Origin of the sequence: Micromonospora sp. NPDC048986, assembly GCF_040649335.1 — a bacterium.
Taxonomy (GTDB): Bacteria; Actinomycetota; Actinomycetes; order Mycobacteriales; family Micromonosporaceae; genus Micromonospora; species Micromonospora alfalfae.
The window spans coordinates 264,630-287,079 of the sequence record NZ_JBEZFJ010000002.1 but is presented as its reverse complement, the minus strand read 5'-3'; the positions used below and the strand labels follow the sequence as shown (position 1 = coordinate 287,079).

Annotated in this window: 20 protein-coding genes; 9 read left to right on the top strand and 11 right to left on the bottom strand. The window is 71.3% G+C overall.

Going from position 1 to position 22,450, the window contains the following annotated elements; genetic code table 11:
• Positions 1 to 183 precede the first annotated feature (183 nt).
• The gene (locus AB0B94_RS06335; RefSeq protein ID WP_357269067.1) at positions 184 to 1,440 is read left to right on the top strand and encodes a phosphodiester glycosidase family protein; all 1,257 of its coding nucleotides are present in this window, start codon (positions 184 to 186) and stop codon (positions 1,438 to 1,440) included.
• A 124-nt stretch (positions 1,441 to 1,564) separates the two neighbouring features.
• Positions 1,565 to 2,662, top strand: coding sequence for a winged helix DNA-binding domain-containing protein (locus AB0B94_RS06330; RefSeq protein WP_357269064.1), 1,098 nt, complete (start codon positions 1,565 to 1,567; stop codon positions 2,660 to 2,662).
• A 37-nt stretch (positions 2,663 to 2,699) separates the two neighbouring features.
• Here the strand turns inward: AB0B94_RS06330 and AB0B94_RS06325 are convergent, their stop codons facing one another.
• Complete coding sequence (locus AB0B94_RS06325) at positions 2,700 to 3,773, bottom strand: hypothetical protein (protein ID WP_357269061.1); 1,074 nt, start codon at positions 3,771 to 3,773, stop codon at positions 2,700 to 2,702.
• Between the two features lie 316 nt (positions 3,774 to 4,089).
• Here AB0B94_RS06325 and AB0B94_RS06320 point away from each other — a divergent pair, with 316 nt between their 5' ends.
• Positions 4,090 to 4,818: a cellulose binding domain-containing protein gene (locus AB0B94_RS06320; RefSeq protein ID WP_357269058.1), complete on the top strand. Its 729-nt coding sequence runs from the start codon at positions 4,090 to 4,092 to the stop codon at positions 4,816 to 4,818.
• A 55-nt stretch (positions 4,819 to 4,873) separates the two neighbouring features.
• Here the strand turns inward: AB0B94_RS06320 and AB0B94_RS06315 are convergent, their stop codons facing one another.
• The 4 genes from AB0B94_RS06315 to AB0B94_RS06300 form a co-directional block, all read right to left on the bottom strand.
• Positions 4,874 to 5,671, bottom strand: coding sequence for an SAM-dependent methyltransferase (locus tag AB0B94_RS06315; protein WP_357269053.1), 798 nt, complete (start codon positions 5,669 to 5,671; stop codon positions 4,874 to 4,876).
• A 129-nt stretch (positions 5,672 to 5,800) separates the two neighbouring features.
• Positions 5,801 to 6,457 carry a response regulator transcription factor gene (locus tag AB0B94_RS06310; RefSeq protein WP_357269050.1) on the bottom strand — a complete coding sequence of 219 codons (657 nt, stop codon included), beginning with the start codon at positions 6,455 to 6,457 and terminating at the stop codon, positions 5,801 to 5,803.
• A complete protein-coding gene (locus AB0B94_RS06305; protein WP_357269047.1) occupies positions 6,454 to 7,749 on the bottom strand; it encodes a histidine kinase in 1,296 nt (431 codons plus the stop codon). Before AB0B94_RS06305 ends, AB0B94_RS06310 begins: the two co-directional genes overlap by 4 nt.
• A 42-nt stretch (positions 7,750 to 7,791) precedes the next feature.
• Entirely contained in the window at positions 7,792 to 9,822 is a 2,031-nt protein-coding gene (locus AB0B94_RS06300) for a serine hydrolase domain-containing protein (RefSeq protein WP_357269044.1), read from the bottom strand.
• Between the two features lie 248 nt (positions 9,823 to 10,070).
• Between AB0B94_RS06300 and AB0B94_RS06295 the strand changes: the two genes are divergently transcribed.
• Complete coding sequence (locus AB0B94_RS06295) at positions 10,071 to 10,787, top strand: hypothetical protein (protein ID WP_357269041.1); 717 nt, start codon at positions 10,071 to 10,073, stop codon at positions 10,785 to 10,787.
• Here the strand turns inward: AB0B94_RS06295 and AB0B94_RS06290 are convergent.
• Positions 10,784 to 12,148, bottom strand: coding sequence for a serine/threonine-protein kinase (locus AB0B94_RS06290; RefSeq protein WP_357269038.1), 1,365 nt, complete (start codon positions 12,146 to 12,148; stop codon positions 10,784 to 10,786). The two genes, AB0B94_RS06295 and AB0B94_RS06290, sit on opposite strands and share 4 nt — an antisense overlap.
• Before the next feature lie 56 nt (positions 12,149 to 12,204).
• Between AB0B94_RS06290 and AB0B94_RS06285 the strand changes: the two genes are divergently transcribed.
• Positions 12,205 to 12,753 (top strand): RNA polymerase sigma factor, encoded by a 549-nt coding sequence (locus AB0B94_RS06285; RefSeq protein WP_357269035.1) that lies wholly within the window; start codon positions 12,205 to 12,207, stop codon positions 12,751 to 12,753.
• Positions 12,754 to 12,908: 155 nt separating this feature from the next.
• Positions 12,909 to 14,990, top strand: a complete 2,082-nt coding sequence (locus AB0B94_RS06280; RefSeq protein ID WP_357269032.1) for a PQQ-dependent sugar dehydrogenase — start codon at positions 12,909 to 12,911, stop codon at positions 14,988 to 14,990.
• A 95-nt stretch (positions 14,991 to 15,085) separates the two neighbouring features.
• Here AB0B94_RS06280 and AB0B94_RS06275 read toward each other — a convergent pair whose 3' ends face one another.
• From AB0B94_RS06275 to AB0B94_RS06255, 5 genes are all read right to left on the bottom strand, one after another.
• A complete protein-coding gene (locus tag AB0B94_RS06275) occupies positions 15,086 to 15,853 on the bottom strand; it encodes a hypothetical protein (protein ID WP_357269029.1) in 768 nt (255 codons plus the stop codon).
• A gap of 106 nt (positions 15,854 to 15,959) precedes the next feature.
• Complete coding sequence (gene helR, locus AB0B94_RS06270) at positions 15,960 to 18,107, bottom strand: RNA polymerase recycling motor ATPase HelR (protein WP_357269024.1); 2,148 nt, start codon at positions 18,105 to 18,107, stop codon at positions 15,960 to 15,962.
• Between the two features lie 142 nt (positions 18,108 to 18,249).
• Positions 18,250 to 18,630 (bottom strand): YccF domain-containing protein, encoded by a 381-nt coding sequence (locus AB0B94_RS06265; RefSeq protein WP_357269020.1) that lies wholly within the window; start codon positions 18,628 to 18,630, stop codon positions 18,250 to 18,252.
• A gap of 49 nt (positions 18,631 to 18,679) precedes the next feature.
• Positions 18,680 to 19,294, bottom strand: a complete 615-nt coding sequence (locus AB0B94_RS06260; protein ID WP_357269016.1) for an STAS domain-containing protein — start codon at positions 19,292 to 19,294, stop codon at positions 18,680 to 18,682.
• On the bottom strand, positions 19,291 to 19,620 hold the full coding sequence (locus tag AB0B94_RS06255) for an STAS domain-containing protein (RefSeq protein WP_357269011.1): 330 nt from the start codon (positions 19,618 to 19,620) through the stop codon (positions 19,291 to 19,293). The genes AB0B94_RS06260 and AB0B94_RS06255 overlap by 4 nt, the downstream gene beginning before the upstream one ends.
• 151 nt (positions 19,621 to 19,771) lie before the next feature.
• Between AB0B94_RS06255 and AB0B94_RS06250 the strand changes: the two genes are divergently transcribed.
• Genes AB0B94_RS06250 through AB0B94_RS06240 form a run of 3 tightly spaced genes read left to right on the top strand, consistent with a single transcriptional unit; the run spans position 19,772 to position 22,373 of the window.
• On the top strand, positions 19,772 to 20,461 hold the full coding sequence (locus AB0B94_RS06250) for a response regulator transcription factor (RefSeq protein ID WP_112678279.1): 690 nt from the start codon (positions 19,772 to 19,774) through the stop codon (positions 20,459 to 20,461).
• On the top strand, positions 20,458 to 21,813 hold the full coding sequence (locus AB0B94_RS06245) for a HAMP domain-containing sensor histidine kinase (protein ID WP_357269008.1): 1,356 nt from the start codon (positions 20,458 to 20,460) through the stop codon (positions 21,811 to 21,813). The genes AB0B94_RS06250 and AB0B94_RS06245 overlap by 4 nt, the downstream gene beginning before the upstream one ends.
• On the top strand, positions 21,810 to 22,373 hold the full coding sequence (locus AB0B94_RS06240; RefSeq protein ID WP_357269005.1) for a GerMN domain-containing protein: 564 nt from the start codon (positions 21,810 to 21,812) through the stop codon (positions 22,371 to 22,373). The genes AB0B94_RS06245 and AB0B94_RS06240 overlap by 4 nt, the downstream gene beginning before the upstream one ends.
• Positions 22,374 to 22,450: the final 77 nt, after the last annotated feature.

Below are 22,450 nucleotides of genomic sequence, written 5' to 3'. Positions count from 1 at the left end.
CGCCGGCCCGATCCGGCCGCTCCGGCAGTTGATCAAGACGCTGCGGGCGGTTCACGTCCGCAGCCTCCCGCGTTCACCCCCGGGTGATCGGCTGACCAGGAAGATCATCGCCGGTCCGGTCAACCGCCGGCCCGGCTCGACCATCCCGGCCCCGGCCAGGAACGCACCAGGAAAGGAGCGGCAATGAGGGCACCGCACCTCGTACGCCCACGTCTGGCGCTGCTGCTCGCGGCGGGACTCACCGCGCTCGTCACGCCGGCCGGCGTCGCCCATGCCGCGACCGCCACGGTACCCGCGACAGGCGCCCCGATCACCATCACCTCGACCGTGCAGCTCGCCCCCGGCGTCACGTACGGCTCGTTCCAGGTGAGCACGCCCCGGGGCGTCACCGTCGGTTACCTGCTCACCGCCGACCTGAAGAAGAACAAGGTCTCCCTCGACCTGCTGCACCCCGACGCGGTGGCGCAGCGCACTGTGGTCTCGGCGATGACGAACGAGCAGGGCGCGGTCGCCGGCGTCAACGGCGACTTCTTCAACAACAGTGAGACGCACGCCGGCGTCACCCCGACCTACTCGTCGTCCGGTCCGGAGATCGCCGACGGCGAGGAGTTGAAGTTCGCGGTGCCGACCGCGCAGCGTTTCGGCCCCGGCCTGGCCCCGGGTACCTCGACCCGGGACGTGTTCGGCGTCGGCGTGAACGGTCAGGCGCGCGTCGACACCCTGAGCCTCGACGGCGAGGTGCGCAGCGCGAAGGGCACGATCGCGCTGGGCGGCCTCAACCAGTACGCGCTCCCGGTCGACGGCGTCGGCCTGTTCACCGCCGACTGGGGGACCGCCTCCCGGGTCCGGTCCACCTGCGGCACCGACACGAGCCGCAGCGACCCGTGCAGCACCCACACCTACGAGGTGACCGTACGCGACGGTGTGGTGACCGCGGTCAGCCCGACGCCCGGTGCGGGCGCGATCCCGGCCGACACCCAGGTGCTGGTCGGCCGCGAGGGTGGCGCGGACGCGCTCGACGACCTCGCCGTCGGTGACCGGGTGCAGGTGCGCGAGAAGCTCGTCTCCGCCGGCAAGCCGAAGCTGACCTTCGCGGTCGGTGGCGCGCCGATCCTGCGCGACGGCGCGCCGCTGGCCGGCCTGGACACCAAGACCGCAGCGGTACGCAGCGCGGCCGGTGTCAGCCCCGACGGTCGGACCGTGTTCCTGGTCGCGCTGGCCGGCCGCGCCCCGGCCAGCGCCGGGTTCACGATCGCCGAACTGGCCGACCTGATGCGCTCGCTGGGCGCGGACGCCGCCGTGAACCTCGACGGCGGCGGGTCGAGCACCGTCGCCGTCCGCGAGCCGGGCCAGGCCGTGGCCACCGCCCGCAACAGCCCATCCGACGGTACGGAGCGTCTGGTCGCCAACGGCATCGGGATCTTCGTGGGCAGACACTGATCGGTGCACCGTCCGAATTCGCCCCGCCCGGTGCCAGCGGACGGGGCGAATTCGCGTACCCGGGACGCCGGGCACCCGGACTGTCGGCCCCGGTTCGGATAATGACGCCGACCGAAGGGACCCGATGACCGTTCTCGACACCCGAGCGCTCAACCGCGCGACGCTCGCCCGACAGTTGCTGCTCGACCGTGCCGACCTGTCGACAATGGACGCCGTCGCCCACCTCGGTGGCCTCCAGGCCCAGGAGCCGCAGGAGCCGTTCATCGGGCTCTGGTCGCGGCTGCGCGCCTTCGACCCGGCCGCGCTCTCGACCCTGCTGACCGAGCGACACGTGGTGCGGATGCACCTCATGCGCCGCACCGTCCACCTGCTCACCGCCGACGACGCCGTGGCCTGGCGCCCCCGCCACGACGCCATGCTGCGACAGCGGGTGCTCGGGGTCTACCGCGGCGAGCTCGACGGGGTGGACCTCGACGACCTCGCCGCTGCCGCCCTCGCCCTGCTGGCCGACGGTGTGCCCCGCGCGATGTCCAAGATCGGTCGGGCACTTGGCGGACGATGGCCGGCGTCAGACCCGCGGGCGCTGGGCGAGATGGCCGTCGCGCTGCTCCCGGTGACGCAACTGCCGCCCCGCGGGTTGTGGCGCGCGAAGGGCGGCGCGCGCTACGTCCTGCTCTGCACGTGGCTCGGCCGCGAGATCGCCCCGCCGACCGCGGCGGGCACCGATTCCGTCGGCCAACTGCTCGTACGGCGCTATCTGGCCGCGTTCGGCCCGGCGGCCACGGCCGATCTGCGTGCCTGGTGTGGCCTCGCCGGGCTGCCGGCGGCGGTGACCGCTCTGCGCGACGAGCTGGTCACCTTCCGGGACGAGCGTGGTCGGAAGCTGATCGACCTCGCCGACGCGCCGCGTCCGGACCCGGAGACACCCGCCCCGGTGCGGTTTCTGCCGGCGTTCGACAACGCGATCCTCGGCTACGACGACCGCAGCCGGATCATCGACGACGCGCACCGTCTCCTCTCGGTGGCCGGCGAGCGTGTGGTGCTCGTCGACGGCCGGGTCGCGGCGACCTGGAGCGTCGAGTCGGGCACGGTGACCGTCAGCCCACTGCGCCCCTTCTCCCGATCGGAGCGGGCCGCCGTGACCGAGCAGGGGCAGGCACTGGCGTCCTTCCTCTCCGACAACGACAGCGACCGGGCACGGGTCGGTTCGTCTCCCCGGTGACGGACCGGGACGGCCCGACCCCGGGGAGACGAAGAGATCAGTCGACGGTCGGCGGAGCCGTCCTCGCCGCCTCGGCGAGCGCCGCCGCCGCACCGGCGTACGGGTTGTAGCTGTAGGTGCGGGCCAGGCCGGTCGGCACCGTGAAGTAGGCGGCCGACAGTCGTGCCGGGTCGCTGGCGATCTCGCCACGCGCGGGAGTGTCGTTGCCGTCGTCCCAGCCCCAGGGTGCGTTGGCCGAGTTGGTCGAACAGCTCCAGGTGCCGACGCCGCAGTCGCCGGACGTGTCACCGGCGAACGTGCCCAGGCTGGCGAACAGGCTCCCGTTGGATCGCTGCGCCCACAGGCCGTCGGCGGCGAAGATGTCGATCAGTTGATACCGCACGTCGCGGTCGTTGCTGCTGCTCGGGGTCTCGGCGACGATGGACGGGTAGTAGACCAGGCCGTCGCCGTTGATGTCGTACTGCGGGTGTGCCTTGAGGCCGTGGCCCTGCGCCTCCTGCGCCGTCACCGGGTGCTGGAACGTGTCGTGCGGTGACGCCTGGAACCGCAGGGTGCCGTCGATGCTCTCCCCGCCGTTGGTCCAGGTGCTGCCGGTGGGCGTGTACGAGAAGAAATCACTGTGCGCGACCGTGACGGCCGAGCGGAGGACGCCGTAGGTGGAGCCGTCGCGCTCGATCGCGAACAGCGCGCCCTCACCGTCGTTCTCGTGCTCGGTCTCGAAGAACGGGTGGTCGGTCCAGTCGCGAGGGTGGAAGAAGAAGTACGTGATGTACCAATGGGTGCTCGTCTCCACGACGGAGTAGTACACGTGCGCGGCGAGGGCGGTGCCTGCCTGGCCAGCCTGGTCCCAGTTGTTGCGTCCGTCCAGGTCGCCGTCGAGGTCGACCCGGGTGAGGTAGTCCGACTGGCCGCTCAGGGCGTGGCTACCGGTGGCATCGACGTCCTGGTAGTGGATGGGCGCCCAGCGGCGGGCCAGCTCGGCCCGGCTGACGGCGGCGTTGGCGGGGGTCGGCGCGGCCAGTGCGGCAGCCGCCAGCGCTGCCGCAGCGCCTGCCGCGATGAGTGCCCTCACCATCCGGGGTCGCCGGGACGTGCTGCTTGCGTCGAGCATGGTGTGCTCCCGTGTCCGAATGAATAGACCGTGATAGATCATTCGGGCCTCGGGCGCCCTGCGGGTGTCCCTGTGGCGACGAGAAGACGGACGGTGTTCGACGGGACTGGGATCTGGTTGTATCGATGTTCGTCGACTGCCATGCTGTGGTTCGGTCGTGCTCGGGGAGCCAGCGCGCACCAGATCTCCTCCGGTCCACGGGGCGCGCGAGGTGACCATGTCACCCGTGCCGGGCAGCCCTCATCGGCGACCGGCACCCGAGCGCGGCACCGGCTACCACCTCGGTCATCGGTGCCGGTAACCCACGGAGGTACCGATGCTTCGCATGTTCCTCGCTGTCACCACCATGGCGTTGGCCGCCTGGACCGGGACGACCGACGCTGCCGAAGCGACACCAGCGCCGACGCCGTCGGTCACGCCGACACCGACACCGACCTGTCCACCAGCGTTGCCGATCAGCGCGAGAGTGGCCGGGACCACCACCACGAGCCTGACCATCTCGTACGTCATCTTCTTCCGCCCACCCTGCGGCTACAACCCGCCGATGACCGTCAGCCTCTTCAGCAGCCGGGAGGACGCCCAACAGTGGCGGGCCGCTGTCGCCGAGGGTGTCTCCGGGCCGGAGCTCAACGGTTCGGTGACCATCGACCGGCTGACACCCGACACGGAGTACTGGTACCGGTTCACCGACGCCGAGGGCCGACGCGACCCGTACGTCATCGCCTCGGCCCGCACCGCGTCGCTGACCTCGTGCCGCGCCACGGCCACCATCGACGCCCGTTGGGGGAGCGGCTTCGTCGCGACGGTCACGGTCCGCAACACCGGGACGCTGCCGCTGGACCAGTGGCGCGTCTCCTGGCGGTGGTCCGGTGACGAGCAGGTCCAGACGGCCTGGGGTGGGGTGGCCGAGACGGCAGGGGCCGATGTCACAGTTCGCAACGCCTCCTACAACGGGACGCTGGCGATGGACGGGGCGACCACGTTCGGCCTGCTCGTGACGACCAGCGCGGTGCCCGACGGCCTGACCCTGACCTGCGCGCGGTGAACGACGTCCGCCCCGCTCCGGCGCGATGGCGGGGGCGGGGCGGACGTCGTCTCGATCAGGGCTTGCGGGCCACCGCGCCATAGGCGTCGATCCCGACGGCGTCGGGATCCTCCGGTCGCCACAGCGGGATCGGCACCAGGCCCGGCTCCACCATCGTCAACCCGTCGAAGCAGCTCTTCAGCTCCTCCGGGCTGCGCAGGATGTACGGGGCCCCGCCGCTCTGCGCCAGCCGCTCGGCGCCGGAGACCACCGCCGGGCTGGTGTTGGTGCCGTCCCAGAGCACCAGGTGCGAGCCGGACGGCACCGCGTCCATGGTGCGCCCGACGATCGAGCGCACCACGTCCAGGTCGGGCTCGTAGCCCATCACGCCCATGTACATCACGGCGATGGGCTGGTCGAAGTCGAGCGTCTGCGCCGCCTCGGCGAGGATCTTCTCCGGGTCGTGGTAGTCGGCCGGTACGTAGGTGGTGACACCCTCCGACGTCGTGCTGGCCAGCAGCGCCCGTGCGTGCACCAGCACCATCGGGTCGTTGTCCACGTAGACGATCCGCGCGTCAGGTGTGATGCCCTGGGCGACCGCGTGCGTGTTCTGCATGCTGGGCAGGCCGGTGCCGATGTCCAGGAACTGCCGGATGCCCGCCTCGGCCGCGAGGTGACGCACGGCTCGCACCAGGAACACCCGCGACTGCTGCGCCATGAGGACGATCTCCGGGTAGACCTCGGCGACAGCGTCGCCGGCCGCCCGGTCGGACTGGAAGTTGTCCTTGCCACCCATCCAGTAGTTCCAGATCCGTGCCGCGTGCGGCACGTCGGGCTGAAGCTTCGCGGCGAGTTCGGGGTCCGGGCCGGCCATGCCTGGCTCCTATCGAGGGGTCGTCAGCTGGGGGTCACCACAGCGGTACGCCCGGGATCGTACTCCGACAATGTCCACTCTCGACCGGCGGTGGACCCACCGCCGCCGGGCTCGGGATCACTGTCGCTGTCACCGGTGGACCACCCCGTTCTGGTACGCCCACACGACGGTCTGCAGCCGATCCCGCGCGCCGATCTTCGCCATGGCGCGACCGAGGTGCGACTTGACGGTGCTGGTCTCGATGAAGAGCTGCTCGGCGATCTCGACGTTCGACAGGCCCTGCGCGAGCAACTCCACGATCTCGGTCTCCCGCGCGGTGAGCTGGTGTGCCGCCGCCGCGTCCGAGCGGGGAGCGGGCGTCCGCCTGGCGAATTCCGAGATCACCCGGCGGGTGACGGCCTGGTCGACGAGCCCGTACCCGCTCGCGAGGCGACGGATCGCCTCGATCAGCTCCTCGGGCTCACAGTCCTTGAGGATGAACCCGCTGGCACCGGACTCCAACGCGCCGAAGACGTACTCGTCGAGGTCGAAGGTCGTCACGACCAGCACCGCCGGTGGCGTACCGGTCGCCTCGGCGACGATCTGCCGGGTCGCGGTGATCCCGTCGCCGTGCGGCATCCGGACGTCCATGCAGATGACGTCCGGTTGCAGCCGGCGGGCCAGCTCGACGGCGGCGGACCCGTTCGACGCCTCCGCCACGACCTCGATCTCGCCGGACTGCTCCAGGATGACGCGGAAGCCGGCGCGGACGACGGCCTGGTCGTCGACGAGCATCACTCTGATCATGCGGGGGCCTCTTCCTTCGACCGGGATGTGGCGGGACCGTTCGTCGGGAGCGTCGCGGCGACCGACCAGCCGCCGGTCGCCGTCGGGCCGGCGGTGAACGTCGCCCCGATCAGTTGGGCGCGTTCACGCATGCCCACCAGTCCGACACCACCGGTCCGTGCCGCCGGTACGCGTCGCGGCGCGGCGGGTTCGTTCACCACCTCCAGCGACACCGAGCGGGGCTCGAAGCGGAGCACCACCCGCGCCGCAGCGCCCGGGGCGTGCTGGCGGGCGTTGCTGAGCGACTCCTGCGCGATCCGGTAGAGCGCGACGTCGGCGATCGGCGGCACCTCGCGCTGCTCGCCCTCCCGGACGAACTCCACCGGGCCGGCGAGGCTGCCCGCCGTGCGAACGAGGTCGTCGAGCATGCCCAGCCCCGGCACCGGGGCGGCGCCGTCGCCGCCCTCGTGCCCCGGCCTGCCGCGCAGCACGCCGACTATCAGCCGCAGGTTGTCAAGGGTCTCCTTGCCCTGGCTACGGATCCAGGCCACACCGGCCTTCGCGGCCGTCGGGTCCCGGTCGATCAGTCGCTCGACCGCCGCCGCCTGCACGACCATGCCGGAGAGGTGGTGCGCCGCCACGTCGTGCAACTCCCGGGCCATCCGAGAACGCTCCGCCCCGATCGCCGCCTGGACCTTCGTGTGCTGCTCCCGGATCGCCTCGTCCGCCCGCACCCGGACCAACTCCACGTAGCGCCGGTAGGTGGCCACGTAGCCGCCGACGAACGTCGCGCTGGCGTAGGTCAGGGCGCTCGCCGAGACGTACGCGACGGCAGTCAGCAGATCCGGGATCACCACGACGGCCGCCCCGATCGACTCCACCAGCACGACAGCGCTGACGGCCAACAGCGCACGGCGGACCGGCAGCAACGACCCGACGGTGTACGCCACGACGAACGGTGCGAGACCCCGGATGGTCGCCTCGGGCAGGGAGAAGCCGATGATGGGCAGTTGAAGGCCGACGATGAGCGTGAGGCAGAGCAGCGGCCGGACCCGACGCAGGCACAGCAGCATCGCCTGCGCGCAGCAGATGGCGACGAGCAGCCAGGCCCGCGTCGGGTCGAACGACACCCCGTCCTCCGGTGCCACGAACCAGAAGAGCACGGTGAACAGGACGAACGTCAGGACGGTCAGCGCCGCGGCCAGCAGGCAGTCCCGGGGGAACACGCCGGTCACCCCGATCCGGGTGAGCCGTCCGTCGAGCCACTTCGTCAGTCGCGGTGTGCCGGGTTCGGTGTCGGCGTGGTCCCTCATGCGGTGCGCATCCTTGCTCCGGATCGTCCCGGGTCGGGCGGGTCAGTAGGAGATGCTAGGCGCGAGCAGGTGGAACTCCACGGCGAACCAGCCCGCGCCGGCGAGGGCGAACAGGATCAGGGCACTGCCGGTGATCCGCCGCCAGCCGATGTGGCGTCGCACGTCGTCGACGAGTCGGACCGCGGCGGGCAGCACTCCGAGCAAACCGACCAGTTGCAGCACCTGGGTGGTGCGCAGGACGGGCCCGGGAACGTCCTGGAGGTTCATGATGCTGCCGATGCTCAGCACCCAACCGGCGAACGCGAGCAGTGTGCCGGCGACGGCGAGGCGGCTCAGGATCCGCGCGGTACGCCCCGCCCGCTCCCGGGGGGCGCGGCCGAGCCGACGGCGGACGATCGCGCCGACCGGCCAGGACAGCACGGTGAGCAGCAGCACGACTGTGGACAGTGCCAGCACCGGAATGGCCACGGTAGAGGCGCGGGCCGGCTCGACGGGCAGCAACGCGAACGCGGAGTCGAAGCTGATCGCCTCGACCCGGTCGTCGGTCGCCCGCATGGCGATCGTGCGCTGCCCGCCGACCTCGCGCCAGACCCAGGGGGCCACCTCCTCGTAGCGGGCGGGGGAGTCCGACAGCGGGCCCGGCTCCACCAGCAACCGGTCGCCGTCGGTGACGCTGACAGTGGTCCGACCGAGCAGGCCGATCGCCGTCAGGAAGTTGCTCCCAATCGCCCGCGAGGACTCGTACGTGCCGGCGGCGAGCGCGGCGTGCCTGGCGGTGGTCGCCGGGTCCACGCCGGCGGTCGGTTGGTCACCGGGGGCGGGGAAGTAGCGGTCGGCGAAGCCGTTCACGATCGACTCGCGAAGCTCGTGACTGTCCAGCGCGCCGGTGCCGTTGCTGTTGAGGGAGACGAAGATGCCGGCCCGGTCGTCGGGGTAGATCTGCAGGTGCGAGTGGAAGTACTTGGTGTCGCCGCCGTGGCCGAGGATCCGGTGACCGTTGCGGTCCTCGGTGAAGAAGCCGAGGGTCATCCGGGGCCCGTCGGCCAGCGTGCCCAGCGACGTCGCGTCGAGTGCCGGCCGCTGCATCAGCTCGCGGGTCGGTTGGTCCAGCAGGGGCGCGAAGCCGACCGGTTCGCCGAGCTGGGCGAGCATGAATCGCCCCATGTCGGTGGCCGGGGCGCTCAGCGCACCGGGCGGGGGCGTGCCGACGATCTCGAACGGCGCGGCGGGCGCGGCGGACGTCTCGTACCCGTTGGACATCCGGTCGCGTAGCGCCTGCGGGAGGGGCTGCTCGAAGGTCGACGACGGCATGCCCGCACGGTCCAGGATGTTGCGTTGGACGTACTCCTCGAAGCGCGTCCCGCTGACACGTTCGACGATGTAGCCGGCGAGCGCGTTGCTGTAGTTCGAGTAGGCGGGGACCGTGCCGGGCCGGTAGATCTGCTCCGGTGGGTCGGTCATCAGCGCCCTCCGCAGGTTGAGATCGCCGGCGTCGGAGCCGATGAGGCCGGCGATGCGCTCCTCGAAGCCGGCGGTGTGCGTGAGCAGGTGCCGCAGTGTGACGGCCCGCTCGTAGCGGAGGGGCAGTTCGAAGTCGAGGTACGCCTTGACGTCGGCGTCGAGGTCGAGCTTCCCGCTCTGCACGAGTTGCAGCACCGCGGTGGCGGTGACGAGCTTCGACACCGAACCCATCCGGAACAGATGCCGGTCCGGGTCGACCGGTACGGCCCCGTTGCCGCCGGTGCCGGTGTCGGCGTACCCGTACCCCCGGGTTGTGAGGATCTTGCCGTTGTTCACGACGGCGACGGTGGCTCCCGCGATGCCGGTGCGGTCGAGCGCGGCCGGCAGCAGGCCGTCGAGCCAGGCGTTGACGTCGGCGTCGGTCAGGGCGGAAGCCGTCCCGGTCGCGGGTGCCGCCGGAGCGTCGATGTGCGGTGCGGGATTGTGTGGGGGCGCGCCGCAGCCGGCGGCGCCCACGGCGATGACGACAGCGGTCGCCAGCACCGCGCCGAGCCGGACGACAGGCCGGGCGGGTCGGGGTGAGCCGGGGGCGAGAAGGGAGAGAGAGCGCATCGTCTGCCAGTGCCTTTCCTGGCGAACGGGTGTCCGGAGCAGGTCCGTACGGCGTCACCCGATGCCTTGGGACAAGCCTGTTCGAGTGATCGCCCCGAGCCATCTGGCGCGAGACGGCAATGCGCTTACGACTTGAGGAGGAGGGCGGGTGCACCGATGGTGGACAGAGGTGCCGCTCCGGTCGCGTGAACCACGGCCCGTACCGGTGCATCAAACCCTGTGACAGACCCGCGAAGGAAGGAGCACCCATGCGCGGCAACCTGCTCGTCGGTGCGATGCTCACCCTCACGTTCGTCGCCGGTTGCACGTCACCTCTGAAACGGGTCGACGGCGACGCCGGGCCTGCCGGTTCTCCGTTCACCAGCGCGAGCCCGCCGAGCCCGTCGGCGTCGAGCGCTCCGGCGACCGGCAGCGCCGGCCCGAGTGCTCCGACCACCCGCAGCGCCACCCCGGACGCCCCGGCCAACAGCACCTCCCGGCCGGCCGCTCCGGTGAGCGAGATCAGGCGGACCGACTGGCCGAATGCGGTGATCCGCAGTCTGAAGTTCTGCGGTGAGTCCGACGACGTTGTGGTGTTCCGCAACGGGTCCAACGGCCTCGACGTGCCCTGCCGAATCCTGCCGGGCGGCGCGCGGCCGGTGTACGCCGACTTCATCACCGAGGAGCCGGCGAATTCGCCGTCGACCGAGGACGCGCTCGTCCTCGTCGAGTTGGGCAACTCCGGCGCCGCGCGGCGGCAGGCCCTCGTGCCGGTTCAGCTCGACTACACCGGCCGGGTGCGGTGGGCGCGGCCGGTCATTCTGGGGGACGCTCCCAGTCCGAGCGGCGACCGGGTCATGACGTTCGTCTCGTATCGCGTCGTGCGTGACAACGCCGTGCAGGCCACCGTCCGCAAGCTCGATGGTGGCACCGAGACACGCCGGTGGCGCACTGTCGACCACGCCGGGAACTGGGAACGGTACTAGCGTTGTTCGACCATCGAGCCGTTCACCCGCAGCGTACCGAGGATCTCGTCGGTGCGGTCGACGCCGTCGGTCTGCTTGATCTGGACGTACACGCCGAAGGTGCCGGCGGCCGCGACAAGGGTGACCTCGCTGAACGACGTCTGCGCGCCACCGCATCGCGCCCAGTGCCGAACGGTCCCACTGAACTCGGCGACGGTGACCGCCCGGCCGGCGGCGGGTGCGCACCCGCCGTGATCGGGCAGCGCCGGCTGCTCCGCTGCGCGCAGACCGGGGCTCACCCCCACGAAGACCCCCGGTGTGGTGCTGTCGACATCGGACCACTGGGTGAGGTCGGCCCCGACGAGCAGACCGGGGCCGCGCCCGTCGGCGAGGCCGATCACCGTCGGGGCCCAGCCGCCGTCGCGCAGTTGCCGTGCCCAGCCGTCGGGAACGGCCACCGAGACAGCACCGGTCGAGTCACCCACCCGGGTCCAGCCGTGCGGCGCGGTGGCGGCGGTGGCAGACCCTGCCATGACCAGCGTCGCGGTCACGGTGCCGACGGCGGCGAGGAACCGGCGGATGCGCCGCGACGGCGGGCGGGCCGCCAGTTGCCGCCTGGCGAGCAGACCCTCCAACGCGGCGGCGTACGCGGCCGCTGTGGGCCAGCGGCGCTCCGGATCGCGGTGCAGCGCCCGGCGGACGGCGCGCTCGACGGCGGCGGGTGCGCGGGGTGCCGCCGCCACCGGCTGCCCGGGCGGCGAGCCGGTCAACATGTGCTGCGTCAGCGCGCCGATCGCATAGACGTCGGCACGCACGTCGATCCCTGCGCCGGGGACGAGCTGTTCGGGCGCCATGTAGGCGGGTGTGCCGGCCACCACCGTGAACCCGGACGCGTGCGCGAGGGTCTTGGCCAGCCCGAGGTCGGCGACCAACACCCGGTCCCCCGCCGGGGTGGGGTCGAACAGCACATTGGACGGCTTCAGGTCGCGGTGCAGCACGCCGCTGTCGTGCAGCACCGCCACCGCCCTGGCGATGTCGGCGGCGATCCGCAGCGCCGCGCGCACCGGCATCGGCCCGCCACCCAGCCGGTCGGCGAGCGTACCGCCGGCGGCGTACGTCATCACCAGGTACGGCCGGCCGTCGGGCAGCTCACCGATGTCCAACACCCGGACCAGGTGATCGGAGTCGACCTGCCGCATGAACCGGGCCTCCTGGCGAAAGCGCCCCCGGATGTCGGCCCGCTGGGACCAGTTGTCGGCGAGCACCTTGACGGCCACCGGCGAGTGCAGCTCGTCGTCGTAGGCCAGCCACACGGTGGCGAACGCGCCGGCCCCGACGGGGCGCGCGATGCGGTATCGGCCTACCTGCGGCGGGATGGACACGATCGTATTATCCGGCGACCGGGACTCCGGTGACGCCCACGAGCGGGGGAGCGCGGGTGGCGAAGGAATCTGACACCGAGGAGTTGGCGAGGCGGGCGGCGGCCGGCGACAGCACCGCACTCGACGCGCTGCTGGCCGCGATCGGTCCCCGGGTGCTGGAGCAGTGCGGGCGGTTCCTGCCCTGTCGGCAGGACGCGGAGGAGGCGGCGCAGGACGCGTTGTTGCAGGTGGCCCTGCACATCCAACGGTTTGAGGGGCGGTCGCTCTTCGCCACCTGGTTGCACACGGTGGTCGCCAACTGCGCCCGCCAGACCTACCGGTCACTGCGGCGACGAGCGGCCGAGCGGCCCAGCGCGCTGCTGCCCGTCGAGGTGGCCGACCCCCGTACGACGAGCGTCATCGCCGGATCGCGCCTGGACCTGCTGGACGCGTTGGACCGGCTGGAGGCGCACCGGCCGGACCTGGCGACGGCCCTCGTGCTGCGCGACCTGTGTCAGCTCGACTATCAGGAGATCGCCGGGCAGTTGGGCATTCCGATCGGCACGCTGAAGTCCCGGATCCACCACGCCCGTCGGTACGTCAGGGAGGCGTTGCGGGGTAGTTGAGCGATGCGTACGTCGATCCGTGGGTTTGCCCCCGATCGGGGGACATCGTTTGACATGTACGCCCAACGCATCTTTGATGGTCGATGTGTCTGTTCGGCGTGGTCGGGCGCTTCTCGTCTGGTCGGGCCGGTCGATGCCCGGAGCCTGGAGGACGGATGCGAGTCATCGCGCGGAGAAGCCCACTACGCCCACGACGGCGGCTGATGCCGGTGGCCATGGCGGCGGTGACGCTGCTGAGCCTGGCCGTCGGTGTGCCGGCGGCCGCCGCGGCACCGTCGACAGTCGTCGGTGTGGCCAGCGGTCGTTGCCTGGACGTGGTCGGCAACGTCAGAACCGCCGGCGCCGGCATCAACATCTACGACTGCAACGGTCAGGCCAACCAGGCGTGGACCTTCACCTCCGGCGGTGAGCTGCGGGTCTACGACGACACGATGTGCCTGGACGTGGTCGGCCAGGACACCACCGCCCCGGCCGCCGTGCAGATCAACGGCTGCACCGGCGGCACCAACCAACGCTGGCGGATCACCAGTTCCGGGACCATCGTCGGGGTCCAGTCCGGCCTGTGCCTGGACGTGTCCGGCGCGGGCACCGCCAACAGCACCACGGTCGGCCTCTGGACCTGCAACGGGCAGTCCAACCAGCGGTGGACGACGTCCTTCGGCAGCGCCGACAGCCAGCCGCCGACGGCACCGGGTAGCCCACGGGTCAGCGGCCTGACCTGCAACTCGGTCACGTTCGCGTGGAACGCCTCGACTGACGACGTCGCGGTGGCCTTCTACGACATCTACCACGACGGCCAGTTGATGACGTCGGTGAGCGGCACGACGCTCGCCGCCAACCTGACAGTGGTGCCCGGGGCTACCTGGGGCCTGTACGTCAACGCCCGCGACGCCGCCGGCAACGTGTCGCAGGCGAGCGCGACCGTGTCGATCACTCCGCCGCCCTGTCAGGCCGACAGCCAGCCACCGACGGCGCCGCAACAGCTCACCGGCACCGCGTCGGGCACCACTGTGACGCTGCGCTGGGCCGCGTCGACCGACAACATCGGGGTACGGGCGTACGACATCTACCGGGCCGGGGCGAAGGTGGGAACGGTCACCGGCGCGCCGCCCGCGACCACGTTCACCGACAGCGGTCTGACGGCGAACACCCCTTACCAGTACTACGTGGTGGCTCGGGACGCGCAGGACAACGCCTCGTCGCGCAGCGGCACCGCGACGGTGACCACCGGCGCGGCGTGCGCCAGCCCGGTGTGCGGGGTGCGGCAGGTCACCACCGACACCGACATCCCGTGGGGTCTGGTGACGTTGCCCGACGGCAGCGTGCTCTACAACCGCCGCGACGCGCACGACGTCATCCAGCTCAACCCGACCACCGGGGCCAAGACGAACCTGGGCACGGTGCCGAACGTGCAGAGCACCGACGGTGAGGGTGGCCTGTTGGGGCTCGCCATCTCGGCCGGTTACTCCAGCGACCGCTGGCTGTACATCATGCACACCTCACCGAGCGACAACCGCATCGTCCGGATCAGGCTGGAGAACGGGCGACTCAACACCGCCAGCGAGCAGGTCCTGCTCAGCGGCATCCGGCGGAACAAGTACCACGACGGTGGCCGCCTGCGGTTCGGCCCGGACGGCAAGCTGTACGCGAGCACCGGTGACGCCCAGAACGGCAACTACGCCCAGGACCGCTCCAGCCTCGAAGGCAAGATCCTGCGACTCAACCCGGACGGCACCGTCCCCTCGGACAACCCGTTCGGCAACTACGTGTGGAGCTACGGCCACCGCAACCCGCAGGGGCTGGCGTTCGACTCGCAGGGCCGGCTGTGGGAGCAGGAGTTCGGCAACTCGGTGATGGACGAGACCAACCTGATCACCAAGGGCGGAAACTATGGCTGGCCGGCGTGCGAGGGCACCAGTGGCGCCTGCGGTACGGCCGGGTTCATCGCGCCGGCGCGCACCTATCCCACTGCCGAAGGGTCCTGTTCCGGCATCACGATCGTGCGCGACGCGCTCTACGTGGCCTGCGCCCGGGGGGCTCGGATGTACCGCGCGGTGATCAGCGGCAGCAGCCTGACGAACGTGCAGACCTACTTCAGTGGCACCTACGGTCGGCTGCGGACTGTGGAGCCGGCTCCCGACGGCGGCCTGTGGCTGACCACCACCAACCAGGGGGACAAGGACAGCACCCCGAACAACAGCAACGAGAGAATTCTCCACGTCACGCTGGGCAACTGACCATCGGTGAATCCGTCCGTGCGGGGGCCCTGCGCCTCCGCACGGGCGGGTGGTCCAGCACCCGCTGGCCCAGGCCGCCTGTGCCGGAACCCCGGTCAGTAGGCAGGGCTCGGCCAGTGCGGGTCGTCCCAGCGGGCCGGGCCGGTGAGACCGAGCAGCCTGATCCGGTGCAGCATCTGCGGGTCAGCGCCGATCCTCTGCAACCGGGCCGGCGCGTTCCGCAGCAGCCATGCGGTGAGTGCCGCGCGGAGGACCTCCTTGTCGTCGTCCGTCAGCGTCCAGGTGCTCCACGGCAGTTCGTCGTTGAGCAGGTCGTAGTCCCACTCTGCGAAAGCCTCGGCGAGCCGTTGGTCCGCCACCGGACTGTCCGTCGTCGCCCAGGCGCCGAGCCAGTTGTCGAGCACGCCAGAGGCTTCGACGAGCGTGGCCAGCACCGCGTGCGCCGGCACCTCGGCGTCCGGGTCGGTGAGCGTGACGACCCACCAGGCGTCCAGGAACTCGCGGATCGCCGTCGACTGCTCGGCAGGCCACTGCTGCCAGCGACCGAGCGCGAACGCCCGCCCCGCGTAGTCCATGCTGGCGAGACGCTCCGACTCGCCGCTGACCAACGCCCTGGCGAGTTGGGGCAGGATCCGGCGCAGCATCGCCGCAGGGAAGTCCCAGTCCCCGGCCGAGTAGGTTCGGCGCAGCAGATCCGGGTCCAGCTCGATGTCCGGGGTCTTGAGTCGGGCGAGTTCCTCGGCGCTGCCCCAGTGGCACTCGCAGTTGCCGTCGTCGGGGTGGGCGGTCATGCCACGGAAGGTGGTGGCGAGATGGGCCAGGGCGGCGTCGAGTCGACGCCGTGGGGAAGTGGGTTGCGTCACGGGGATGCGCCTTCGTGGACTCCGGCGGCGCGGCGGCCGAAGAGCGCGACGCTACCGGATGGGTCGGCGACACGCCACAGTGATCCGGCCGGCTCGTTGAGGTCTCTCAGCCGCTGGTCAGGATCACGAGCTGCTGGGTGGCTCTGGTCATCGCGACGTAGCGGTCGACAGCACCCTCGATGCCGGTGCCGAACGTCTCCGGGTCGACGAGGACGACCAGATCGAACTCCAGCCCCTTGGCCTGCTCCGGGCTCAGTGACCGGACCCGGGACGTCGGCGGGAACGCCGGGTCGCCGATCACGCAGGCGATCCCTTCGGCGTTGGCGGTCAACCAGGTGTCCAGGATCGAACCCAGGTCGGCGACCGATCCGTGCACGACGGGCAGCCCGTTGCCCCGGATGGAGGTCGGCACGTTGGCGTCGGGGAGCACGGCCCGGATCACGGGCTCGGCCTGCGCCATGACCTCCGCCGGGGTCCGGTAGTTGATGGTCAACGAGGTCATCGTGATCCGGTCCAGCCCGACCCGCTTGAGGCGTTCCTGCCACGACTCGGCGAACCCGTGCCGGGCCTGCGCGCGGTCTCCGACAATGGTGAAGCTGCGCGACGGGCAGCGCGTCAGCAGCATCTGCCACTGGGCGTCGGTCAGCTCCTGCGCCTCGTCGACGACGATGTGCGCGAACGGGCCGGCCAGCAGGTCCGGATCGGCGTCCGACAGCGCCGACTCGTCGACCAGGACCTCGCGCAGGTCGGGTTGGCGCAGCATCGCCAGCAGGCCCTCGCCGTCGTCGTAGGTGTCGGCCGCGAGCAGCTCGTCGACGACCCGGGCCATGTGCTCGCGTTCGACAGCGGCGGCCGGGTCACGCCGACGGCTGCGCCCCGCCCTCTCCGCGTCGCCGAGCCGCTGCCGCGCCGTGTCGAGCAGCGGCAGGTCGGACACGGTCCAGGCCCGGGGCTCGTCGCGTTGCAGCTTGCGGACCTCCGCCGGGCTGAGCCACGGCGCGCACCTGCGCAGGTACGCGGGCACCGACCACAGGTCACCCACGAGATCAGCCGCGTCGAGCAACGGCCAGGCCCTGTTGACCGTCGCCCGCAGCTCCCGGTTACGCAGCAGCGAGTCGCGGAGCACGGCGTCCGGCTCCTCGCCGTCGTACCTGTCGATGAGGATGGTGAGCAACCCCTCCCAGATCTCCTCGCGCGCCTCGTTGTGCGGGGTGCCCGGACCCGGCGTCTGGAACGCGTCGGCCCAGTCGATGGCGCTCAGGCGGACGTCGGAGTCGCCGACCGGGACCGTCATCGGGGCGGTCGGTGGGTCCTCGTAGAACCGGACTGCCGCGTCGATCGCCGTGACCAGCTCGGCCGAGGACTTCAGCCGGGCCACGTCCGGGTCGGTGTCGACGGTTGCCGTGGCCCCCTCGGGAACGAGGTCGCGCAGGGTGCAGGTCTGCACGTCCTCCTCGCCGAGGCTGGGCAGGACGTCGGCGACGTAGCTCAGGTAGGGCTGGTGCGGCCCCACGAAGAGCACCCCGCCCCGGCGTTGACCGAGGCGGGGGTCGGAGTAGAGCAGGTAGGCGGTGCGGTGCAGGGCGACGACTGTCTTACCGGTGCCCGGACCGCCGTCGACCACGAGGGCGCCGGCCGAGCCCGCCCGGATGATGGCGTCCTGGTCGGCCTGGATCGTGCTGAGCACGTCGCGCATCCGCGCCGACCGGGCGCTGCCCAGGCTGGCGATGAAGGCGGACTGGTCGTCGAGCGCGACAGCGTGCCCGACGAACCCGTCCGCTGTGAACACCTCGTCCCAGTAGTCGCTGATCCGGCCGCGGGTCCAGCGGTAGCGGCGGCGGCTCGCCAGGCCCATCGGGTTGGCGTGGGTCGCGCCGAAGAACGGCTCGGCGGCGGGTGAGCGCCAGTCGAGCAGCAGCCGCCGTCCCGTGCTGTCGGTGAGGCCGCGACGCCCGACGTACACCGGCTCACTGTGGTCGGCCTCGACCAGGTGGCCGAGGCAGAGGTCCAGCCCGTAACGGCTCAGCGAGCGCAGGCGGGCGGTCAGCCGGCGGACCTCGTCGTCCCGGTCGACGGCCTGCCGGCCCTTGCCGCCGGGCGCCCGACGTGCGGTGTCCAGGCGGTCGGACAGTTCGGCGTTCAGCTGCGCGAGGCTCTGTGCCATGGTCGTGAAGTGCCGCTCGTCCTGGGTGATGAGCGCCGGGTCGGCCTTGGCGGCGAGGTGATCGGGAAGGTCGAACACGGAGGTGGGCAAGGAATCCAATTTATGACTTCCATTTCGGCAGAATTTGGCCTCGGCCGACGATTCTGCGTCATAAATGGGGTCTTGCCGCAAGCCCCCCAGTGCGGTATAAGTTAGAAGTGGCGGGAGGCCGAGTGCCTCCCGTTTTCCGTGTTCAGGGCACGTCGACGACCTCGCGGCCGAGGGGCCAGAAGGCGGCCGGTACGAGCTTGAAGTTGGCGACGCCGAACGGGATCCCGATGATCGTTATGCAGAGGGCGATGCCGGCGAGGATGTGGGACAGCGCGAGCCACCAGCCGGCCAGCACGACCCAGAGGACGTTCGCCAGGCCGGACCCGACGCCCGCGCCCGGCTTGGGCACCACCGTGCGGCCGAAGGGCCACAGTGAGTAGACCGCGAGGCGCAGCGACGCGACGCCGAACGGGATGGTGATGACCAGGACGAAGCAGATCAGCGCGGCGATGCCGTAGCCGACGGCCAGCACGAGGCCACCACCGAAGACGAGCCACAGTACATTCAGTACGAAACGAATCATTACTCCAGCATGAAACATGCTCGCCACCCGGTCGGCTCGCCCCGTTCCCTCAACGGGGAACTGCCACCGCGTGGCCCTCGGGGAGGGTCCTCGCGCCACCGTCGCAGAGCTGGGCGAGGGCATCCTCGCGGCTGTCGAAGATCGGGAAGGCCCCGTCCAGACGCATGGTGTGCAGAACGGTGCGGATGAATCGCGACGGCGCGGCGAGGCAGAGCGTGACACCGCGTTCGCGGGCGTCACGGTGGGCGCGGACGAGCAGACCGAGGCCGGTCGAGTCGATGATGTGCACCCGGCTCAGGTCGACAACGACATGCCCGCCCACCTCTGCCACGTGCCGCAGCGCAGTGCGCAGGTTGTCGCCGGTGTCGAGGTCGATGTCACCAGTCGCGGCGATGACTGTCGTGCCGTCGAGGTGGTCGATGCCGAGGACGCCGCCGGGGCCGTGGTCGTCGCGCGACGCGTGGCCACCGGAGGAGGCGGGCAGGAGACTGCAGTGCGGGCAGCGGTGCGGCCCGGTCGCGAAGGGGGAACCGCTCCAGCCGTGCTCGGCCACCAGGGTCCAGACGACCTCTGCGTCGGGGAGCACACAGGCGGTGCCGCGGATGGTCTCGCCGCAGGTGTCGCAGATCAGGGTCATCAGATTCTCGTCCGGGACGACGGTCATGCTGCTGGTCCTTCCTCGCGCACGATCGAGAGCACCTGATCCAGGCGGGTGATGTGCAGGATGCGCCGGACCCGGGGGTTTGGGTCGCGGACGGTGAGAGCCGCGTCGGCGCGGGTCAGCCGCCGGTGCACATCGAGCAGCAGGCCGATGGCGGCGGCGTCGAGGTGCTGGCACTCGGACAGGTCGAGCACGACCTGTGCGGGGCGCAGTGCGAGCAGTCGGTCGAACACCGCGCCGGCCTCCGGCAGACAGGCCAGATCGAGTTGTGTGACACGAACCTCGACCAGCGGCAGCGTGTACCTCGCGGGCAGCACCGGCGTCGCCATTGCCGTACCCCTCTCCGTCGCCCGTCGCTTCCTCCCCACCGTGCTGGACCGGGTTGGCGGTCACTGCAAGGCTCTGTGACAGTTGTGTGACAAAACCGCCGGCCGGCGGTCACGGTTGGCCGCTCGGCGGTTGGCCGAGGATGATTCCGGAATGACGGCCGTACTGGTGATCGAGGACGACGACCGCATTCGACTCGCGCTGCTGCTCGCGCTCGAGGACGAGGGTTACGACGCTCTCGGCGCGGCCACGGCCGAGGAGGGCCTGCGCGCCCAACGCCACCACCCGGCCGACTACGTGCTCGTCGACCTGATGCTGCCCGGCCTCGACGGCTTCGAGTGCATCAGGCAGCTGCGTCGTGACGACGACGTCCCGATCGTGGTGGTCAGCGCACGCGACGGCACCGACGACATCGTCGCCGCCCTCGAGGCCGGCGCCGACGACTACGTGGTCAAACCCGTGGCGATCCGGGAGCTGACCGCCCGCCTGCGGGCTCTGCGCCGCCGTGCCCGGCCGGTGGTCACGACCTCGGCGCCGGAGCCCGTTCCGGCGGTCGCCTTCGGGGAGTTGGAGATAAGTCCGGAGGCGGGCGAGGTGCGCCGCGCCGGCCAACAGGTCACTGTCACCCGCACCGAGTTCCGGCTGCTCTGCGAGCTGGCCGAACACGCCGGTCGGGTGCTGTCCCGTCAGCAGTTGCTGCAACGGGTCTGGGGGTACGACAGCGGCGACGAACGGCTCGTCGACGTGCACGTCGGCCGCCTACGGCAGAAGATCGAGCCGGACCCGGCGAACCCCCGGCACCTGGTCACCCTGCGGGGCCTGGGTTACAAGCTGCAACGATGAGACGCCTCGGACTGCGCACCAGGGTGACCGCCGCGTTCGCCGTCGGCGCGCTTCTGCTCTCGGCGTCGATGGCCCTGATCTCCTACGAGTTGACCCGCCGGTCCCTGCTCGACGACCGCGAACGCATCGCCCTGCGGGCCGCCTACTTCGACGCCGCCGTGGTGCATGCCGGCCTCGACACCGACACCCCGGACGTGGTGGCGGTGCTCCGGTCGTTGGACACCGGCGGAAGCCGTCGGCCGGTGCTGTACCTCAACGGCGAGTGGTACGCCCGCGCCGCCGATCCCGGCACCACGGCCGCCATCCCCACCGAACTCCTGCGGGTCGTCTCCGCCGGGGAGCCGGCCGTGCAGCGCGTCCGTGTCGACGGGCAACCGGCACTGGTGGTCGGGGTGCCGCTGTCAGCGTCCGCAACCTACTTCGAGGTCAACTCGCTGCGCGAGCTGGAGCAGACCTTCCGGGTGCTGGCCCTCGCGCTGACCAGCGTCGCGGTGCTGGTCGCCGGGTCCGGCGCCACCCTCGCCTGGTACGCCACCCGGCACGGGCTACGGCCGCTGACAGCGGTCGCCGACGCGGCCGAGAAGATCGCCGCCGGTGACTTCACCGCCCGGCTCGACCCGGCCACCGACCCTGACCTCACCCGCCTCTCCTCGTCGTTCAACCAGATGGTCGACCGCCTCGCCCTGCGCATCGAACGGGACCGCAGGTTCGCCGCCGACGTCAGCCACGAACTGCGTTCCCCGTTGCAGACCCTCGCCGCGGCGGCCAGCGTCCTGGCCCGCCGTCGGGAACACCAGGACGATCGGACGGCCACCGCCGCCGGGCTCGTCGCCGACGAGATCGATCGTTTCCAACGGCTCGTCAACGACCTGATCGACCTTGCCCGCAGCGACCAGCCGGCCCACCGTGCCCCGGTGAACGTGGTGGAGCTGGCCCGGGAGACCTGCAACGCGTACGACCTGCCGGGCGCCCTCGTCCGCCTGGCACCGGACGTACCCGCGACGTGGCAGGTCGAGCGGCGCCGGATCGCCCAGATCCTGGCGAACCTGCTCGACAACGCCGTCACCTACGGCGGTGGCCCGGTGGCTGTTCGCCTGGGTCGGGACGGGGACAGCGGCGTCATCGCCGTCGACGACGACGGTCCGGGCGTTCCCGTCGAGGACCGCGAGGCGATCTTCGACCGGTTCGTCCGGGGACGAGCCGCCCACACCCGTGGCGCCGGCGACGGCACCGGTCTGGGGCTGGCGTTGGTAGCCCAGCACGCCGCAGCGCACGCGGGGCAGGTGACGGTCGCCGACCGTCCGCGTGGAGGCGCCTGTTTCCGGGTCACCCTGCCGGGGAGCCTCTCGTGAGGCGCCGTCGTCTCGCCCCGTTGGCGATCGCTGTGCTGCTGACCGGATGCGGCATTCCCACCGACGACACCCCGCGCACGGTGCCGCCCCCGCGAGGGCCGGTGAGCAGCGCCGCTCCCGCCGACACCACAGCACCGGCCGGCAGTGCCGCCGAGACGCTCTGCCTGGTCCGGGACAACCGCATTGTCCCAGTGGTCCGGCGGGTCGACAGCGCACCCACCGTCGCCAACCAGTTGCGGCACCTGCTCGCCGGGCCCAGCGGGGCTGAACGGGACAGCGATCTGACCAGCGCCTTGCCGGGGGCGGTCAACGCCGCCCGCGCGACAGTGACCGGGACGCAGGCCCTTGTCGCGGTGGACGAACCCGCAGAGGTGGGCGGTCGCAGCGACGAGGTCCTCGCCTTCGGGCAGATCGTCTGCACTCTCACCAGCCGCGACGATGTCTCCACAGTGGCCTTCCTGCGCGACGGCAAGGCTCTCGGCGTGCCCCGGGCCGACGGCTCCCTGTCCAGCAGACCGCTCACCCGCGGCGACTACGCCCCCCTCATCAGCGAACGCTGAGTCCGGGCCTCGGGGTGGCTCGGTGGAAGACCTGAGACGAAAGCCAGGGCGACCCGAGGGGACCTCCCGGAGGTCGG

Coding starts and splice junctions, on each gene's coding strand:
- AB0B94_RS06335 (WP_357269067.1), top strand. CDS start 184: ATGAGGGCACCGCACCTCGTACGCCCACGTCTGGCGCTGCTGCTCGCG.
- AB0B94_RS06330 (WP_357269064.1), top strand. CDS start 1,565: ATGACCGTTCTCGACACCCGAGCGCTCAACCGCGCGACGCTCGCCCGA.
- AB0B94_RS06325 (WP_357269061.1), bottom strand. CDS start 3,773: ATGCTCGACGCAAGCAGCACGTCCCGGCGACCCCGGATGGTGAGGGCA.
- AB0B94_RS06320 (WP_357269058.1), top strand. CDS start 4,090: ATGCTTCGCATGTTCCTCGCTGTCACCACCATGGCGTTGGCCGCCTGG.
- AB0B94_RS06315 (WP_357269053.1), bottom strand. CDS start 5,671: ATGGCCGGCCCGGACCCCGAACTCGCCGCGAAGCTTCAGCCCGACGTG.
- AB0B94_RS06310 (WP_357269050.1), bottom strand. CDS start 6,457: ATGATCAGAGTGATGCTCGTCGACGACCAGGCCGTCGTCCGCGCCGGC.
- AB0B94_RS06305 (WP_357269047.1), bottom strand. CDS start 7,749: ATGAGGGACCACGCCGACACCGAACCCGGCACACCGCGACTGACGAAG.
- AB0B94_RS06300 (WP_357269044.1), bottom strand. CDS start 9,822: ATGCGCTCTCTCTCCCTTCTCGCCCCCGGCTCACCCCGACCCGCCCGG.
- AB0B94_RS06295 (WP_357269041.1), top strand. CDS start 10,071: ATGCGCGGCAACCTGCTCGTCGGTGCGATGCTCACCCTCACGTTCGTC.
- AB0B94_RS06280 (WP_357269032.1), top strand. CDS start 12,909: ATGCGAGTCATCGCGCGGAGAAGCCCACTACGCCCACGACGGCGGCTG.
- AB0B94_RS06265 (WP_357269020.1), bottom strand. CDS start 18,630: ATGATTCGTTTCGTACTGAATGTACTGTGGCTCGTCTTCGGTGGTGGC.
- AB0B94_RS06260 (WP_357269016.1), bottom strand. CDS start 19,294: ATGACCGTCGTCCCGGACGAGAATCTGATGACCCTGATCTGCGACACC.
- AB0B94_RS06255 (WP_357269011.1), bottom strand. CDS start 19,620: ATGGCGACGCCGGTGCTGCCCGCGAGGTACACGCTGCCGCTGGTCGAG.
- AB0B94_RS06250 (WP_112678279.1), top strand. CDS start 19,772: ATGACGGCCGTACTGGTGATCGAGGACGACGACCGCATTCGACTCGCG.
- AB0B94_RS06245 (WP_357269008.1), top strand. CDS start 20,458: ATGAGACGCCTCGGACTGCGCACCAGGGTGACCGCCGCGTTCGCCGTC.